The organism is Variovorax sp. Varisp36 (assembly GCF_047304235.1).
Taxonomy (GTDB): Bacteria; Pseudomonadota; Gammaproteobacteria; order Burkholderiales; family Burkholderiaceae_C; genus Variovorax.
In genome coordinates this window covers 76935-92252 of the sequence record NZ_JBGLYU010000023.1, presented here as the reverse complement: position 1 = coordinate 92252, position 15318 = coordinate 76935, and the positions used below count along the sequence as shown (strand labels likewise).

11 protein-coding genes are annotated in these 15318 nt (G+C 69.5%); 2 read left to right on the top strand and 9 right to left on the bottom strand.

Annotated features, from left to right (window positions below; genetic code table 11):
* Window positions 1-111: 111 nt before the first annotated feature.
* The 6 genes from ACCD11_RS15710 to ACCD11_RS15685 form a co-directional block, all read right to left on the bottom strand.
* Window positions 112-1665, bottom strand: a complete 1554-nt coding sequence (locus ACCD11_RS15710; RefSeq protein ID WP_413314573.1) for a glycine betaine ABC transporter substrate-binding protein — start codon at window positions 1663-1665, stop codon at window positions 112-114.
* A gap of 48 nt (window positions 1666-1713) precedes the next feature.
* A complete protein-coding gene (locus ACCD11_RS15705; protein ID WP_413314572.1) occupies window positions 1714-4542 on the bottom strand; it encodes an efflux transporter outer membrane subunit in 2829 nt (942 codons plus the stop codon).
* 15 nt (window positions 4543-4557) lie between these two features.
* Window positions 4558-5676, bottom strand: a complete 1119-nt coding sequence (locus tag ACCD11_RS15700; RefSeq protein WP_413314570.1) for an ABC transporter permease — start codon at window positions 5674-5676, stop codon at window positions 4558-4560.
* 11 nt (window positions 5677-5687) lie between these two features.
* On the bottom strand, window positions 5688-6818 hold the full coding sequence (locus ACCD11_RS15695; RefSeq protein WP_413314568.1) for an ABC transporter permease: 1131 nt from the start codon (window positions 6816-6818) through the stop codon (window positions 5688-5690).
* Window positions 6815-8581, bottom strand: a complete 1767-nt coding sequence (locus ACCD11_RS15690) for an ATP-binding cassette domain-containing protein (RefSeq protein WP_413314567.1) — start codon at window positions 8579-8581, stop codon at window positions 6815-6817. Before ACCD11_RS15690 ends, ACCD11_RS15695 begins: the two co-directional genes overlap by 4 nt.
* A 153-nt stretch (window positions 8582-8734) precedes the next feature.
* Window positions 8735-9745 (bottom strand): HlyD family efflux transporter periplasmic adaptor subunit, encoded by a 1011-nt coding sequence (locus ACCD11_RS15685; protein ID WP_413314565.1) that lies wholly within the window; start codon window positions 9743-9745, stop codon window positions 8735-8737.
* Between the two features lie 103 nt (window positions 9746-9848).
* Here ACCD11_RS15685 and ACCD11_RS15680 point away from each other — a divergent pair, with 103 nt between their 5' ends.
* A complete protein-coding gene (locus ACCD11_RS15680) occupies window positions 9849-10520 on the top strand; it encodes a TetR/AcrR family transcriptional regulator (RefSeq protein WP_413314564.1) in 672 nt (223 codons plus the stop codon).
* Here the strand turns inward: ACCD11_RS15680 and ACCD11_RS15675 are convergent.
* Genes ACCD11_RS15675 through ACCD11_RS15665 form a run of 3 tightly spaced genes read right to left on the bottom strand, consistent with a single transcriptional unit; the run spans window position 10498 to window position 13732 of the window.
* Window positions 10498-11877, bottom strand: a complete 1380-nt coding sequence (locus ACCD11_RS15675) for a phospholipase D-like domain-containing protein (protein ID WP_413314563.1) — start codon at window positions 11875-11877, stop codon at window positions 10498-10500. The genes ACCD11_RS15680 and ACCD11_RS15675 overlap by 23 nt on opposite strands.
* Window positions 11878-11907: 30 nt before the next feature.
* A complete protein-coding gene (locus ACCD11_RS15670; RefSeq protein ID WP_413314562.1) occupies window positions 11908-12582 on the bottom strand; it encodes a glutathione S-transferase family protein in 675 nt (224 codons plus the stop codon).
* Between the two features lie 28 nt (window positions 12583-12610).
* A complete protein-coding gene (locus ACCD11_RS15665; protein ID WP_413314561.1) occupies window positions 12611-13732 on the bottom strand; it encodes a 5-methyltetrahydropteroyltriglutamate--homocysteine S-methyltransferase in 1122 nt (373 codons plus the stop codon).
* Between the two features lie 277 nt (window positions 13733-14009).
* Between ACCD11_RS15665 and ACCD11_RS15660 the strand changes: the two genes are divergently transcribed.
* Window positions 14010-15182 carry an ABC transporter substrate-binding protein gene (locus ACCD11_RS15660; RefSeq protein WP_413314560.1) on the top strand — a complete coding sequence of 391 codons (1173 nt, stop codon included), beginning with the start codon at window positions 14010-14012 and terminating at the stop codon, window positions 15180-15182.
* Window positions 15183-15318: the final 136 nt, after the last annotated feature.

Genomic DNA, 15318 nt, shown 5'->3' with positions numbered 1-15318 from the left:
GCACCGGGTGGCTCCCGCAGCGAAATAAAGGAGGAGCCGAAGGCGGGGGACATTCGCGGAGGGAGCCACCCGGTGCCCTTCGCACACACCCCGAAAGAAAGCCCCCCGAATTCAGGAAGGTGGCGAAGACGGCGGCACACGACGCCGCCGCCGCATCAAGTACTCCACGAGTTCGAACAGGCCCTCGCTCAGCAACGCCAGCGCAGCCGCCGGCAATGCACCCGCAACGAGCAGTTCGCGGTCGTTGAGCGCCAGCCCCGTCACGATGCGCTCGCCGAAGCCGCCCGCACCGATGAAGGCCGCGATGGTCGCCGTGCCGATGGCAATCGAGGTCGCGGTGCGCACGCCCGCCAGCAGCGTGGGCAGTGCCAGCGGCAGCAGCACCAGCCGAAGGCTCTGCGGCGGCGTCATGCCGAGTGCGGTGCCGGCCATCCGCAGGCCGTTGGGCACCTCGGCCAGGCCCGTCACCGTGTTGCGCATGATCGGCAGCAGCGAATAGAGCGTCAGCGCGATCAGCGCGGGCAGCGCGCCGATGGCGCCCAGCATCGAGATCAGCACGGCCAGCAGCGCCAGCGACGGCACTGTCTGCAGCAGGCTCGCGAAACCCAGCACCACCGCGCGCAGCCGCACATGCGCAAACACCAGGATCGCCAGCGGCACGCCGATGAGAATCGCGACGCCGACCGACACCGCCACCAACAGAAGATGCTGCCGCGCGAGCTTCCACAGGTCCGGCCCGAACAGCTTGGCCATGAAGCCGCGCCGCGCTTCCCGCGGCTGCGCCTTCGCGCCCTTGCCCGTGCTCGCGAGGAAGTCGCGCGCGATGGTGTCGAAGGGCACGCTCTCTAGCTCGGCCCGCGCATTCATCGTGATCATCGCGCGCTCGTCGACGCGACCTTCGAGCGTCTTCAACGCGGCCCAGGCCAGCGGCAGCCGCGTGGGCAGGTCGAGCTTGTAGAGCACCACCGCGTCGTAGCGCGGAAAGTATTTCCTGTCGTCTTCCAGCACGCGCAGGCCGAGGTGGTCGATCTTGGCGTCGGTGGTGTAGATGTCGATCACGTCGATCTGCTTCGCGGCCACCGCGTCGTAGGCCAACCCGTGGTCGAGCCCGGTGGGCATCTGCGTGAAGCCGTAGCGCCCGGCCAGGCCCTTCCAGCCGTCCGCGCGGCCGATGAATTCGTTCGACAGGCCGAACTTCAGCTCGGGGTGCTTCGCCAGGTCGCTCAGCGTGCGCAGGCCCAGCCGCTCGGCGTCGGCGGCGCGCACCGCGAGCGCATAGCCGTCGTTGAAGCCCAGCGGAATGGCCACGCCCAGGCCCATCGGCGCGAGCGCCGCGTTCATGGCCTCGCGCGTGTCCGCCGGCGAGCCCTTGAGGATTTCGAGCGCGATGGTGCCGGTGTATTCGGCGTACAGGTCGATGGCGCCCGAGCGCAGCGCCTCGTACACGATGGCCGTGTTGCCCAGGCCTTGCCGCACGACGGGCGGCGAGACGGTGTGCGGTGCGGCCGTCTGCGCCAGCAGTTCGGCCAGGATGTACGACTCGGTGAAGCGCTTGGAGCCCACGCGCAGCGTCTCGTCCGCGGCTCGTGCGGGGGCGGGCGCGACGGCAAGCCATGCGAGGGCGTACAGCAGGGCGGCGCGCCAGAAACAGCGGGGCAGATGCATCCGGGCCAGTGTATAGACATCGTTCCGTTTGGCGCACCCGCCGCTCTCCTACACGCCGTGGTGCGCGGTGCCGATGGGGCGGGCCGCTGATCGGGCCCACAGTCGGTTGCCATGAAGACCCGCTCCATGAAGAACGAACACCCCGGCCCCGACGTCCACGGCCTGCGGGAGCTGCCGGGCGTGCAGGTCGACGGCTACAGCCTGCAGCTGCGCGACAAGGACGGTTTCGTCGGCGACCAGGCCAGCCAGACGGCCTTTCGCGAACTGCTCGAACGCTGGCGCAAGCGCCGCCGCAGGAAGGGAAAGGACCCGCTGGGCGGCTCGCATTCGCGCGACCTCGGCAAGGGGGAACTCGACCGCGCGCTGCAGGGAGGAAAGGCGTCCGAGGCCTCCGATGTGATGCATGGCGCCATCGAGGAGTTCGCGCAGGAGCTGGCCCTGGTGATCCAGCGCTTCATGCGCCAGCCCTCGTGGCGGAAGGTGCAGCGCATCGTGGTCGGCGGCGGCTTTCCCGAGAGCGACGTGGGCGAGCGCGCCATCCTGCAGACTGGGGCCATCCTCGAGGAGATGGGCCTGCACGTGCAGATCGGCCGCCTCTCGCACGACGTGGACGACGGCGGACTGATCGGCTGGGCGCACCTTGTGCCGCGCGCCATGCTGAAGAAGCACGACGCGATCCTCGCGGTGGACATCGGCGGCACCAACGTGCGCTGCGGCATCGTGAAAACACGCCACCGCAAGGCGCGCGACTTCTCGCTCGCCAAGGTGGTGCGCCGCGAGAAGTGGCGCCATGCGGACGATGCGCCCGACCGCGGCGGCATGGTCGAGCACATCGCCGACATGCTGGAAGACATGGTGCGCTACAGCGAGCGCAGGAAGATCCGGCTCGCGCCCTTCGTCGGCGTTGGCTGCCCGGGCCTGATTCGGCCGGACGGTTTCATAGCGCGCGGCGCGCAGAACCTGCCCGGCGACTGGGACAGCCACGCCTTCCACCTGCCGAGCCAGCTGTGGCAGCGCATGCCGATGCTGGGCTCGGGCCCGACGCTGGTGCTGATGCACAACGACGCAGTGGTGCAGGGCCTGAGCGAACTGCCCTTCATGCGCGACGTGCGGCACTGGGGCGTGCTGACCATCGGCACGGGGCTGGGCAACGCGAGCTTTACCAACAGGGCTTGAATCAGTCTTCGGGTCGCAGGCCTTCGACGCGCATGCTGGCCGACGCCACGGCCTCGCCGCCCAGCGCCTTGTAGACGGCCACCAGCCCGACCGCGAGCCGGCTGGCGCTCTGCGCCTGGTCGCCGGGGGGCCCGCGGCGGGGGGGGGGGGCGGGGGGGGGGGGGGGGGCGCGGGGGGGGGGGGCGCGGGGGGGGGGGCGGCGCGCCCCCCCCCCCCCCGCGCTTTGTCCCCCCCCCCCCCCCCGCCCCCGCGCGGGGGGGCGCTGGGCGCGGGGGCGCGCCGCGCCGCCCGCGGGGGGCGGCCCGCGTCGAGCTCGACGCCCAGGTCGGTGAGGCCGCCCTTGTAGCGGGCAGCCGCCAGCACCAGCGCGTCGCGGCCGCGGCGCTCGCGCTCGGCCAGTTCGGTCTGCCGCTGCCGCTCGGCGGCGTAGGCGGTGAGCGCCGAGTCGATCTCGTGCCAGGCCTTGAGCACGGTCTGCTGAAAGGCCACGGCCGCTTCCTGCTGCTGCAGCTCGCGCAGTTCGACGGTGCCGCGGCGGCGTCCGTTGTCGAAGATCGGCAGGCTGATCGACGGGCCCACGTGCCATTGCCGGCTGCCCCATTCACCGAAACGCTCGCTGCCTACCGATTCGTAGCCGAAGCCGGCGCCCAGCGTCACGCGAGGATAGAGATCGGCCACGGCCACGCCGATGCGGGCCGTGGCGGCATGCAGCTGCGCCTCGGCCGCCGCGATGTCGGGGCGGCGGCGCGCGAGTTCGGCGGGCTGGCCCAGCGCGAGGGCGGGGAGCGCCGGGGCGTCGAGTGCGTCGCCGGTGGCGGTGTCGGCCAGCTCGGCGTTCAGCGCGCCGGGCGCGGCACCGGCCAGCAGCGTGATGCGGTTCGTCGCATCGGCCTCCTGCAGCAGCAGCGCGGGATTGCGCGCGCGCAGTTCGGCGACCAGCGCGCGCTGGCGCACCGGGTCCAGGTCGGTGACGAGGCCGCCGTCGGCGCGCGCCTGCACCAGTTCGAGCGACTCGGCGGCTGCGGCGATGTCGGCGCGCGCGATGCGCAGTTCGCGTTGCGTGCCGCGCAGCTCGAAGTAGTTGCGCGCCAGCTCGGCCTGCACGCTGAGCCGGGCCTGCCGCAGCAGCGCGGACGAGGCGCTCGCGTCGGCATCGGCCGCCTCGATGGTCCGGCGCACGCGGCCCCACAGGTCGATCTCCCACGAGGCATCGAAGCCGGCCTGGTAGAGGTTGTAGGGCTCGCTGAGCGTGTGAATGAGCTGGTCGCGGTTGGAGGCCGACGAGCCGAGCGCATCGATCATCCGCGTGGCGGCACCGCTTTCGCTCTGGCGCTGCCGGGTGACGCCGGCGCTCGCGTTCACCTGCGGCCCCTGCTGCGCCGCCGTGGTGGTGCGCTGCACGCGGCTTTGTGCGAAGCGCAGGGCGGCAGTCTGAAGGTCGGGGTTGCTTGCGAGCACCATGGCTTCGAGGCGATCGAGCACCGGATCGTCGAAGGCCTTCCAGTCGCCGGATGCGATGCCGCCGGTGGAAGCGCCTTGCCGTTCCGCGCCCAGCAGCGCGGGCGAGCCGCCGTGCCAGGCAGTCCAGTCGGCGGGCGTGCGCACCTCGGCCGGCTTGTGGTCGGGTCCTACGGCGCAGCCGGAGACCAACAGGGAGAAGGCGAACGCGGTCGCGGCGCGAGGAGCGGACAGAAGAGGCATGGCGTGCTCCCGGTTTCAGACAAGACGGTTGCGGAACAGCCAGGCCGCCAGCGGCAGCGTGATGGCGGCGATGACGGCGAGCGGAATCAGGTTGTGCCAGACCGTGCCCAGCCCCACGCCTTCGAGGTACACGCGCTGCACGAGATCGATGGCAAAGCGCAGCGGGTTGGCCAGCGTGGCCACCTGCAGCACGTGCGGCATGTTGCGCACCGGCGTGGTCAGGCCCGACAGCAGCATCAGCGGCATGAGCAGCACGAATGCGTAGAGCATGGCCTGCTGCATGTTGGCCGACACGGCCGAGATCGACAGGCCGATGCCCACGCTCGCGACCGTGAAGAACACCAGCCCCGTGTACAGAGTGACGAGCGAGCCCGCCATCGGAATGCGGAACCAGAACAGCGCCACAAGCAGGATCAGCGACGACTGCACCAGCCCCACCAGCACCGGCGGCAGTGCCTTGCCGATCATGATCTCGAGCGGCGACATCGGCGTGACCAGCAGCTGGTCGAAGGTGCCTTGCTCGCGCTCGCGCGCCACCGACAGCGCGGTGAGCAGCAGCGTCTGCAGCATGCTGAGCGCAGCGATCATGCCGGGCAGCAGGTTCCAGCGCGTCTCGAGATTCGGGTTGAACCATGCGCGCGATTCGATGACCAGCGGTGAGGGCGGGGCGCCCGCGCGCGCGCGCAGTTCCGCGTTGTAGCGTTCGACCACCGCGCTCACGTAGCCCGCCGCCGAGCCCGCGGTGTTGGAGTTGCGCGCATCGAGGATCAGCTGGATCGTCGTGGTCTGCCCCGCGCTGAGCTGCTGCTCGAAGTTGGCGGGAATCTGGATGACGAGCAGCGCCTGCTCGGTGTCGACCACCTCGCGGATGTCGGCCTGCGAGCGCAGCGTGGCCACGCGGTGGAAGACGCCCGTGCTGTCCAGGTGCGCGATGAGTTCGGACGAGGCGCCGTTGCGGCTCTGGTCGAGCAACGCATAGGGCACGTTGGTGAGATCGTAGGTCGCGCCGTAGCCGAAGACCAGGCTCTGCAGCAATGCCGGCGCGACCAGGATGGCGCGCGTGGCCGGGTCCTTGAGGATCGTCAGCAGCTCCTTGCGGCAGAGGTTGGCGATGCGCATGAGGAAATCGATCATGGCTTCGGCCCTCAGTCGAGGCTCTTGCGAGTTACCGCGCGCGCCACCAGCAGCAGGCCCACCGCGTACGCCAGCAGGATCGCGCAGTTGCGCCAGATCAGCGGCCACACGTCACCGGCGAGGAACAGCGTCTTGATCAGATCCATGAAATAGGTGGCCGGCAGCAGGTGCCCCACCACCCGAACGGCAGTGGGCACGTTGCGCAGATCGAACAGGAAGCCCGACAGCATCATCGAAGGCATGAAGGTCGCGATCAGAGCCACCTGGCTCGCGAGGAACTGGTTGCGCGTGACCGACGAGATCACGAGACCCAGGCTCACGGCCACGATCAGGTACAGCATCGAGCTGAACACCACCACCAGCAGCGAGCCGTACATGGGCACGGCGAACAGGTAGCGCGCGGAGAGCAGGCACAGCGTAAGGCCCAGCATGCCGACCGCGAAGTACGGAATGATCTTGGCCAGCAGGATCTCGACCGGCCGCACCGGTGTGACGAACAGCGCCTCCAGCGTGCCGCGCTCCCATTCGCGCGCCATCACCAGCGCCGTGAGGAAGGCGCCGACCAGCGTCATGATGAGCACGATCAAGCCCGGCACCAGATACCAGGTGCTGGTGTTCGCGGCGTTGAACCACATGCGCTGCTCGACGGCGACGCTGCCTGCGGCCGCGGCGCCGGCAGCGTCGCCGCTGCGGTCCGCCTGCCGCACGCCCGCTTGCGCGAGGGCGCCGCTCACGTAGGCCTTGATGATGCTCGCGCGCCCCGCGTCCGAGCCGTGCACGATGAGCTGCACGCGTGCGTTGCCGGCGGCGAGCGCGCGGGAGAAATCGGCCGGCACGCGCACGATGCCGTCGACCTTGCGCTCGCGCATCAGTTCCTCGGCGTCGTGCATCGAGCCCAGCAGGACCGGCGCAATGGTGGGCGAGAGCTGCAGCCCGGCAACGGCTTCGTGCGCGGTCGGCGAGGCGTCTTCCATGACCACGGCCACGGGCGCGTTCTTCACGTCGAGCGACATGCCGTAGCCGAAGATCAGGATCAGCACCATCGGCAGCAGGATGCCGATGGCGAGGTTGCTGCGGTCGCGCAGCAGCTGGCGGAACTCCTTGCGCGTGAGGGAGACCAGGCGGGACCGGAAGCCGTTCATGCCGCCACCTCTTCCGTGCTCTTGTGCCGCGCCTTCTCGACGATGCCGATGAAGGCCTGTTCCATGTCGATGCGTCTCCCGCTGTCTTCCTCGCCCAGCGCCTGCGCGCGCACCTCCTGCGGCGTGCCGATGGCCAGCACCTTGCCTGCGTCCTGGATCACGATGCGGTCGCAGTACTCCGCCTCTTCCATGAAGTGCGTGGTGATGACGACCGTGGTGCCGCCTTCCGACAGCGCCGTGATGCGGCGCCAGAACTCGCGGCGCGCGAGCGGGTCGGCGCCGCTGGTGGGTTCGTCGAGGAACAGGATCTCGGGCTCGTGCAGCAGGCCGGTGGCCATCGCCAGGCGCTGCCTGTAGCCGCCGGCCAGTTGGCCGCTGGGCGTGTCGAGTGCCTGGGCAAGGTCGAACTGGTGCAGCACCGTGTCCATCCGCTCGCGCAGCTTCGCGCCGCGCAGGCCGTAGGCCCCCCCGAAGAACGAGAGGTTCTCGCGCACCGTGAGGTTGCCGTAGAGCGCGAACTTCTGCGAGACGTAGCCGATGCGCTGGCGCGCCTGTGCGCGTGCATGCCGCAGGTCGACGCCGGCCACGCGCAACTGGCCGCCGCTGGCGGGCAGCAGGCCGCAGAGCATGCGGAAGGTGGTGGTCTTGCCCGCGCCGTTGGGGCCGAGCAGGCCGAAGATTTCGCCGCGGCGAACCGAGAAGCTGGTGTTGGCCACGGCGACGAAATCACCGAAGCGGCGTACGAGGTCCTTGACCTCGATGACCACCTCGCCGGATTGGCCGTCGGGCGTCGCCATGGCGGCTGGCGGAATGGTGTCGCTGGCGGGCGATGGCTGCGTTCGCAGCAGCATCATGAAGCCGTCTTCGAGGCGCGGCGCGACGGGCTCGGTGTGCGCGCCGTCGAGCAGCGCGTCGAGCCGCGCGCCGTCTGCTTCCTCGCGGCGGATGAAGCGCACCTCGCCGCCCTGCGGCACTGCATCGACGATGTCCTGCCGCGCGTCGAGCAGGCGAGCCTGAAGCAATCGCGGCGGCTCGCTGTCGGACGGCGTTGCGACAAAGCACAGGCCGCGCGCCCGGTCGCGCAGTTCGCCGGGCGCGCCCTGCGCCAGCAGCTTGCCGCCGCGCAGCACGAACACATGGCTGCAGCGCTCGGCCTCGTCGAGGTAGGCGGTGCTGACGATGACCGAGAGCTTTTCGTCGTCGACCAGTTGCTGCACGATCTCCCACAGCTCGCGGCGCGAGAGCGGGTCCACGCCCACAGTCGGCTCGTCGAGCAGCAGCAGGTCGGGCGAGCGCACCAGCGTGCAGGCCAGGCCGAGCTTCTGCTTCATGCCGCCCGAGAGCTTGCCGGCGGGGCGGGTGGTGAAGCGGCCGAGGTCGGTCATTTCCATCAGCCGTGCGTAGCGCTCGCGCCGCTGCGTGCGCGGCACGCCGTGCAGATCGGCGTAGAGGTCGAGGTTCTCCTGCACGCTGAGGTCGTCGTAGAGGCCGAAGCGCTGCGGCATGTAGCTGATGCGGTCCTGCACCGCCTGCGGGTCGGCCGACACGTCGATGCCGAGCACGCGAAGCTCGCCCTGGTCGGCGCGCATCAGGCCGGCCATGAGGCGCAGCAGCGTGGTCTTGCCTGCGCCGTCGGGACCGACCAGCGCGGTGAGCGTGCCGGCGGGTACTTCGAGCGACACGTCGTCGAGCGCGTGCACGGCCGCGGCCGGCGCCTTCGGCACGAAGCGCTTGTGCAGCGAGCGCCCGGCCACGGCTTGCATTCAACAGCCCTCCGTGTGGGAAGTCTTGCTCCTTCCCCCGCTGGGGGAAGGCTGGGATGGGGGCAGGCAGAGCGCTCGATGGCCGCACCGCCTGCCCTCACCCCGGTCCTCCCCCGAAAGGGGAGGGAGCCATGCATGAAGAGAGGCGGTCATTCAGGGCCCGCCCGTCGAAGCCAGCTGCAGCCGCACGGTCGCCGGCATGCCGAGCCGCAGCCGATCCTCCTTGTCGTCGACCATCACGCGGATCTCGTAGACGAGGCTGCTGCGCAGCTCCTCCGTCTGCACCGTCTTGGGCGTGAACTCGGCCACCGACGAGATGTAGCCGACCTTGCCCGCGATGGCCTCGCCGGGTTGGCTGTCGGTGCTCACGCGGGCCTCCTGCCCGGCGCGCACGCGGCCGAGGTCGGGTTCGGCCACGTAGGCGCGCACCCACTTGGGATCGGTGATGGCGAGCGTGAAGGCCGGGCGCTGCGGCGAGGCCATCTCGCCCGGTTCGAGCAGCCGGGCGCGCACGACGGCGTCGATGGGCGCCTTGAGCTCGGCCTCCGCGAGCTGGTGGTTCATGAGTGCGAGTTCGGCGCGGGCCGATTCGAGCTGGGCCTGCGCCTGCCCGATGTCTTCCTTGCGCGGCCCGGTGACAACCAGCTGCTGCGCCTTGTGCGCGTTGTCGAGCTGCGCCAGCGCCACCTTGCGCCTGGCCTGCGCGTTGTCGAGATCCTGCTGGCTCACCGCGCGGCCGGCCGTGGTGGCGCCGATGGCCTGCAGGCGCGCGAGCTGCTGCTGCGCCAGATCGGCATCGGCCTGCGCGGCGGCCACCTGGGCGCCGGCCTGCGCCACTTCCTCGGGGCGGCTGCCGGTCTTCAGGCGCAGCAGGACCTGCTCCTGCACGCCGATGCGCGCCTGCGACTGCGCCGCGCGCAGCACCAGCGAGCGGGTGTCGAGCCGGCCCAGTACCTGCCCGGCGCGCACGCGGTCGCCTTCGCGCACCGTCAGCTCGGCCACGCGCTCGTTGGCGTTGAAGGCCAGCGAGACCTGGCGCAGGTCGACGTTGCCGTACAGCACGAGCTGGTCGGAGGGCGCGGCCGAGCGGTGCGCGTACCACCAGCCGCCCGCTGCCGCGATGACTGCCACGGCGGCGATGGCGATAAGCGGTTTCCTGTTCATGGTGTGTGTCCTGACGAGGCTGCTTCTGTCCCCGGCCCTGTGTGATGTTATCAAATTGAAATTTGAATTTGAAGTATTTTTTCGTTTGGGTTAGCCTCGAGGCATGGCAACCCGCACTCCGCGCACCGACGGCAACACCACGCGCCTGCACATCCTCGAGACCGCGGGGCGGCTGTTCGCGGCGCAGGGTTTCGCGCAGAGCACCAGCAAGGAAATCTGCACCCGCGCGGGCACCAACATGGCCGCGATCAACTACCACTTCGGCGGCCGCGACGGGCTCTACGAGGCGGTGCTGATCGAGGCGCACCGGCAACTGGTGAGCCTCGACGAGCTGATGGCGCTGTCCATGGCGTCCACCGATGCGCGGCTCAAGCTGCGCGCCTTCCTCACGCACATGGTCGAGATGAGCGCGCAGCCGAAGGCGCCGTGGGGCTTCCGGGTGGTGCTGCGCGAGGCGCTGTCGCCGTCGCCGGCCATGCCGGCGATGATCCAGCGGGCGGTGCTGCCCAAGGCCAAGCTGCTGCGCGGCATCATCGGCGAGATCATGGGCTTGCCCGGCGACCATCCCTCGGTGCAGCGCAGCCTGCTGCTCACGGTGCTGCCGTGCCTGGTGATGACGGTGGCGCCCAAGGACCTGAGCAGCAAGGTGCTGCCGGCCCTGAAAGACACGCAGGCGCTGGCGGACGACCTGATGCGCTACGTGCTCGCCGGGCTCGACGCCGTGGCAAAGGACGCCAAGGCCGCCGAGCCGACTACAGCTGGAAAGCGACGGTAAGCAGCAGCCCCTCGGCCACGTCGCGCAGCAGCCCCGGTCGCCGCGCGCGGTAGGGTTCGCCGGCCGACGCGGTGGTCTCGATCCACTCGGCCAGCCAGTCAATGTGGTCCTGGCCGTAGAACACCACGGCGGCCTCGTGGTTCAGCAGCAGGCTGCGCAGGTCGAGGTTGATGGAGCCGCAGATGGCGAGTTCGTCGTCCACCACCACGGCCTTGGCGTGCGCCATGAACGGGAGCATGCGAAAGCTCACGCCCGCGCGTGCCAGGTCGCGCATGGCGCGTGCGCGCACGAAGTCGGCCAGGCGGTGGTTCGACTTCGCCGGCATCGCGATGGTCACCTGCACGCCGCGCCGCGCGGCCAGCCGCAGTGCGTCGCGCAGGCCGTCGCCGGGCACGAAGTAGGGCGTGATCGCGAGGATGCGGTGCTCGGCGCGGAAGCACGCGTCGATCAGCAAGGCATGCGCCGTGTCCTCGGTCTGGTCGGGGCCGCTCGGCAGGAACTGGGCCATGGCCGTGCCCGGGCCCTCGGCAACGTCGTCGCACGTGATGGCGCGGGCCTTGCGGGTGCGCACCGAGGTCCAGTCGTGGTCGAACTGGCGCGCCGCCGCCGCGGCCACGCTGCCGCGCAGATCGAACGACAGGTCGTACCAGGCCTCGGGATGCTTGTCGCTGCCGGTGAAATACTCGCCCGCGAGGTTGCGCCCGCCCGACCAGAGCCAGCTGTCGTCGGCAATGGTGAACTTGCGGTGGTTGCGCAGGTTGCGCGGCCCGATGCGGCGCAGGCTGAAGAAGGGGCGGAACACCGCCACCTCGCCGCCCGCCGCGCGCAGCCGGTCGAAGTGATGGCGCGGCAGCGACAGCGCGCCGAAGCCGTCGAGCAGCACCCGCACCTTGAGCCCCTCGCGCGCCCGCCTGGCGAGCCGCTCGATCACCGCATGGCCGAGCGGGTCGTCGCCGATGATGAAGGTGCACACGTCGATGCGCTCGCGCGCGCCGTCGATCACCTGCCACAGCGCCTCGCGCGCGGCCTCGCCGTCGGCATGCATGCGGATCGCGCAGCGCCCCGGCGGAGCGAGGCCGAAGCTCTCGATCAGGTCGGCCGCCCAGTGGCCCGGCGGCACCGAGCGCGGCGGCCGCGGCGAGCCCGCCGGGCGCAGCTTGCGCTGGCCGAACAGCAGGTACATGGGCAGGATGAAATAGGGCATCAGCACCAGCCCCATGACCCAGGCGATGGCCGTGGTGGGTGCGCGCTGCTCGCGGCGCGCGCGCGTGGTCAGGACGTAGACCAGCAATGCGAAAGTGACGACGAGGAAATGCTGCGAAGGGGAGGGCAGCCAGTCGAACCCTGTGATCGGCATGGAGCGATGATGCCTCAGCGCCGCCGGCCTTCAGCGTTGAAGGAAGGCCGGCACGCCGCGCCCCTGCGAGGCCAGGAACCGCATCATCGGGTCGACCACCGCGCGCACCGCGGGGCGGTCGCCCACGCGTGTGCGCCAGGCCAGCAGGCGCGGCGTGGTGTCGGTCATGCCGGCGCCCTTGCGGTCGGCGAACACGCAGGCCATGTAGAAGGCGATGTCGGCGAAGGAGTAGGGGCCGGCGAGGTACTCGCGCGTGGCCAGCAGGCCTTCCATTTCTTCATAGAAGCGCGCGCAGCCGGCGCAGGCCGCGATCGCCGCGGCGCTGTGCATGTCGTGCTGCAGGCCGAAGAGCTTGATGACGTTGGGAAAGAAGACCTCGTCGGACTTCTGCTCCAGCTGCCGTGCGCGGGCCCGTTCGGCGATGCCCTCGGGCCACAGCGCAGGGGCGGGGTAGCGGTCTTCGAGGTATTCGAAGATCTGCGTCGAGTCGAACAGCTCGACCCCGCCGTCGATCTCGTCGGTCAGCACGGGCACCTGCTGCTTGACCGGGTTGACCCGCAGCACCACCGGGTGCTTGGGCTCGTAGGCGTCGCCCTCGATGAACGGCACCATGACCAGTTCGAAGGCAAGGCCTTTTTCGCGCGCCGCGATCTCGACCTTGGCGCCGAACATGCTGAGGGGGCCGGAGTAGATGTGAATCGTCATGGGCCCCGACTTCAACAGAAATGGCGCTTCAGGTCGAGCCCCAGACTTCCTGTGCAGTCTCGACCACGAGGCGCAGCTTGGCGCGCTGCGCTTCCACGGCGATGTTGTTGCCGTGCACCGTGCTGGAGAAGCCGCATTGCGGCGATAGCGCGAGCTGTTCGAGCGGGGCGTACTTGGCGGCATCTTCGATCCGACGCTTGAGTTCGTCCTTGTCCTCCATCTCGCCGAACTTGGTGGTCACGAGGCCGAGCACCACGGTCTTGCCCTTGGGCAGGTAGCGCAGCGGCTTGAAGTCGCCCGAGCGGGCGTCGTCGTATTCCATGAAGTAGGCGTCGAGATCCATCTCTTTCAGCAGCGCCTCGGCCACCGGTTCGTAGTTGCCGGCCGCTGCGTGCGTGCTCTTGAAGTTGCCGCGGCACAGGTGCATGGCCAGCAGCATGCCCGGCGGCTTCTGCGCGACCACCTTGTTGATGAAGGCGGCGTAGCGGTGCGGCAGCTCGTTGGGGTCGTCGCCGCGCTTGCGGGCGGCTTCGCGCATGTGCTCGTCGCACAGGTAGGCCAGGTTGGTGTCGTCCATCTGCACGTAGGTGCAGCCGGCTGCAGCCAGCGAGCGCAGCTCGTCGCCATAGGCCTTGGCCACGTCGTCGTAGAACACCGGGTCGAGCTCGGGATAGTGTTCCTTGCTGATGCCGGCGCGGCCGCCGCGGAAGTGCAGCATGGTCGGCGAGGGGATGGTCACCTTCGGCGTGCGGCCCGCCGTAACCTGGCTCTTGAGGTACTGGAAGTCGGCGAGCTGGATGTCCTTCACGTGGCGCACCTTGTCGATCACGCGCATCGCCGGCGGCGCCAGTTCCTCGGTGCCGTCGGGCTTGCGGATGGTGACCGGAATGTCGGTCTTCACGCCGCCGAGCTGGTCGAGGAAATCGATGTGGAAGTAGGTGCGGCGGAACTCGCCGTCGGTGATGCTCTTCAGGCCGATGTCTTCCTGGAAGCGGACGATCTCGGTGATGGCCTTGTCTTCGACCAGGCGAAGCTGCTCGGGCGTGATCTCGCCCTTGGCCTTCTGCTCGCGCGCTTCGAGCAGGTACTTGGGGCGCAGGAAACTGCCCACGTGGTCGTAGCGGGCGGGCAAGGCGGCGTGCTGGGACATGGATGACTCCGTCGTGATGGGGGAACGAGCGGAACATCGTATCGCCTTCGAAACATCGGCGGCTTGGATCAAACGACCCGGCCCGGCTGCGCCTACTGCGCCGACAGCCGGCACGCACGCAGGCGGAAGCTGCCATGCGCGATGATCGCGCGGTTCATCTGGTTATCGCGCAACAAAGAATCCCGTCGGAGGCCGCTAGGTGATTGCCAGCTCCGCCGGGTGTTGCAAAGTGTTGAAAATAGCCCGGGTTCGCGTTCCGCCCCTCAAAGGAAAAACCATGCAAAGACGCCATCTCATCCAGACCGCCGCCCTGTCGGCGCTAGCGCTTTCAATGTCGCTGGCCAGCGCCCAGGACAACAAGTTCAAGATCGGCCTGATCCTGCCGATGACGGGCCAGTCGGCCTCCACCGGCCGCCAGATCGAAGCTGCCGCGCGCCTCTACATGGCCCAGAACGGCGACACCGTGGCCGGCAAGAAGGTCGAGCTGATCGTCAAGGACGACACCGGCCTGCCCGACGTCACCAAGCGCCTGGCTCAGGAACTGGTGGTGAACGACAAGGTCAACGTGCTGGCCGGCTTCGGCCTCACGCCGCTGGCGCTGGCCGTGGCGCCGATCGCCACGCAGTCGAAGACGCCTGAAGTGGTGATGGCCGCTGCCACGTCGAGCATCACCGAAGCTTCGCCCTACGTCATCCGTTCGAGCTTCACGCTGCCGCAGGTGTCGGTGGCCATGGGCGACTGGGCGCCGAAGAACGGCGTGAAGACAGTCGTCACGCTGGTGGCGGACTACGGTCCCGGCAACGACGCCGAGAAGTTCTTCAGCGAGCGCTTCCAGCTCAACGGCGGCAAGGTGCTCGAGAAGCTGCGCGTGCCGCTGCGCAACCCCGACTTCGCCCCGTTCCTGCAGAAGGTGCGCGACGCCAAGCCCGACGCGCTGTTCGTCTTCGTGCCCTCGGGCGCGGGCGCGGCCGTGATGAAGCAGTTCCTCGAGCGCGGCATGGACAAGGCCGGCATCAAGATGATCGCCACCGGCGACGTGACGGACGACGACCAGCTCAACGACATGGGCGACGGCGCGCTGGGCGTGGTCACCTCGCACCACTACTCGGCCGCGCACCCCTCGGCGATGAACAAGAAGTTCGTCGAGGCCTTCCAGAAGGCCAACCCCAAGATGCGCCCCAACTTCATGGCCGTGGGCGGCTATGACGGCATGCGCGTGATCTACGAAGCGCTCAAGACCACCAAGGGCCAGGGCGGCGGCGAAGCGCTGCTGGCGGCCATGAAGGGCCAGGTCTTCGAGAGCCCGCGCGGCCCGGTTCTGATCGATGCGCAGACGCGCGACATCGTGCAGGACGTGTACCTGCGCAAGGTCGAGAAGAAGGACGGACAGCTCTACAACGTCGAGTTCGACGTGATCAAGGGCGTGAAGGACCCGGGTAAAGCTAAATAATGCTCGCCCCCAGGCTGCGCGCACTTCGTGTCGCTTCGCCTTCCCCCTACCGGGGGCAACACCGGAGGCCCGGCAAAGCCGGTTCCTCGGTGTTTCCCGAAGAGACCGCAGCGCGCGGCAAGCTGGTGAATCGCTG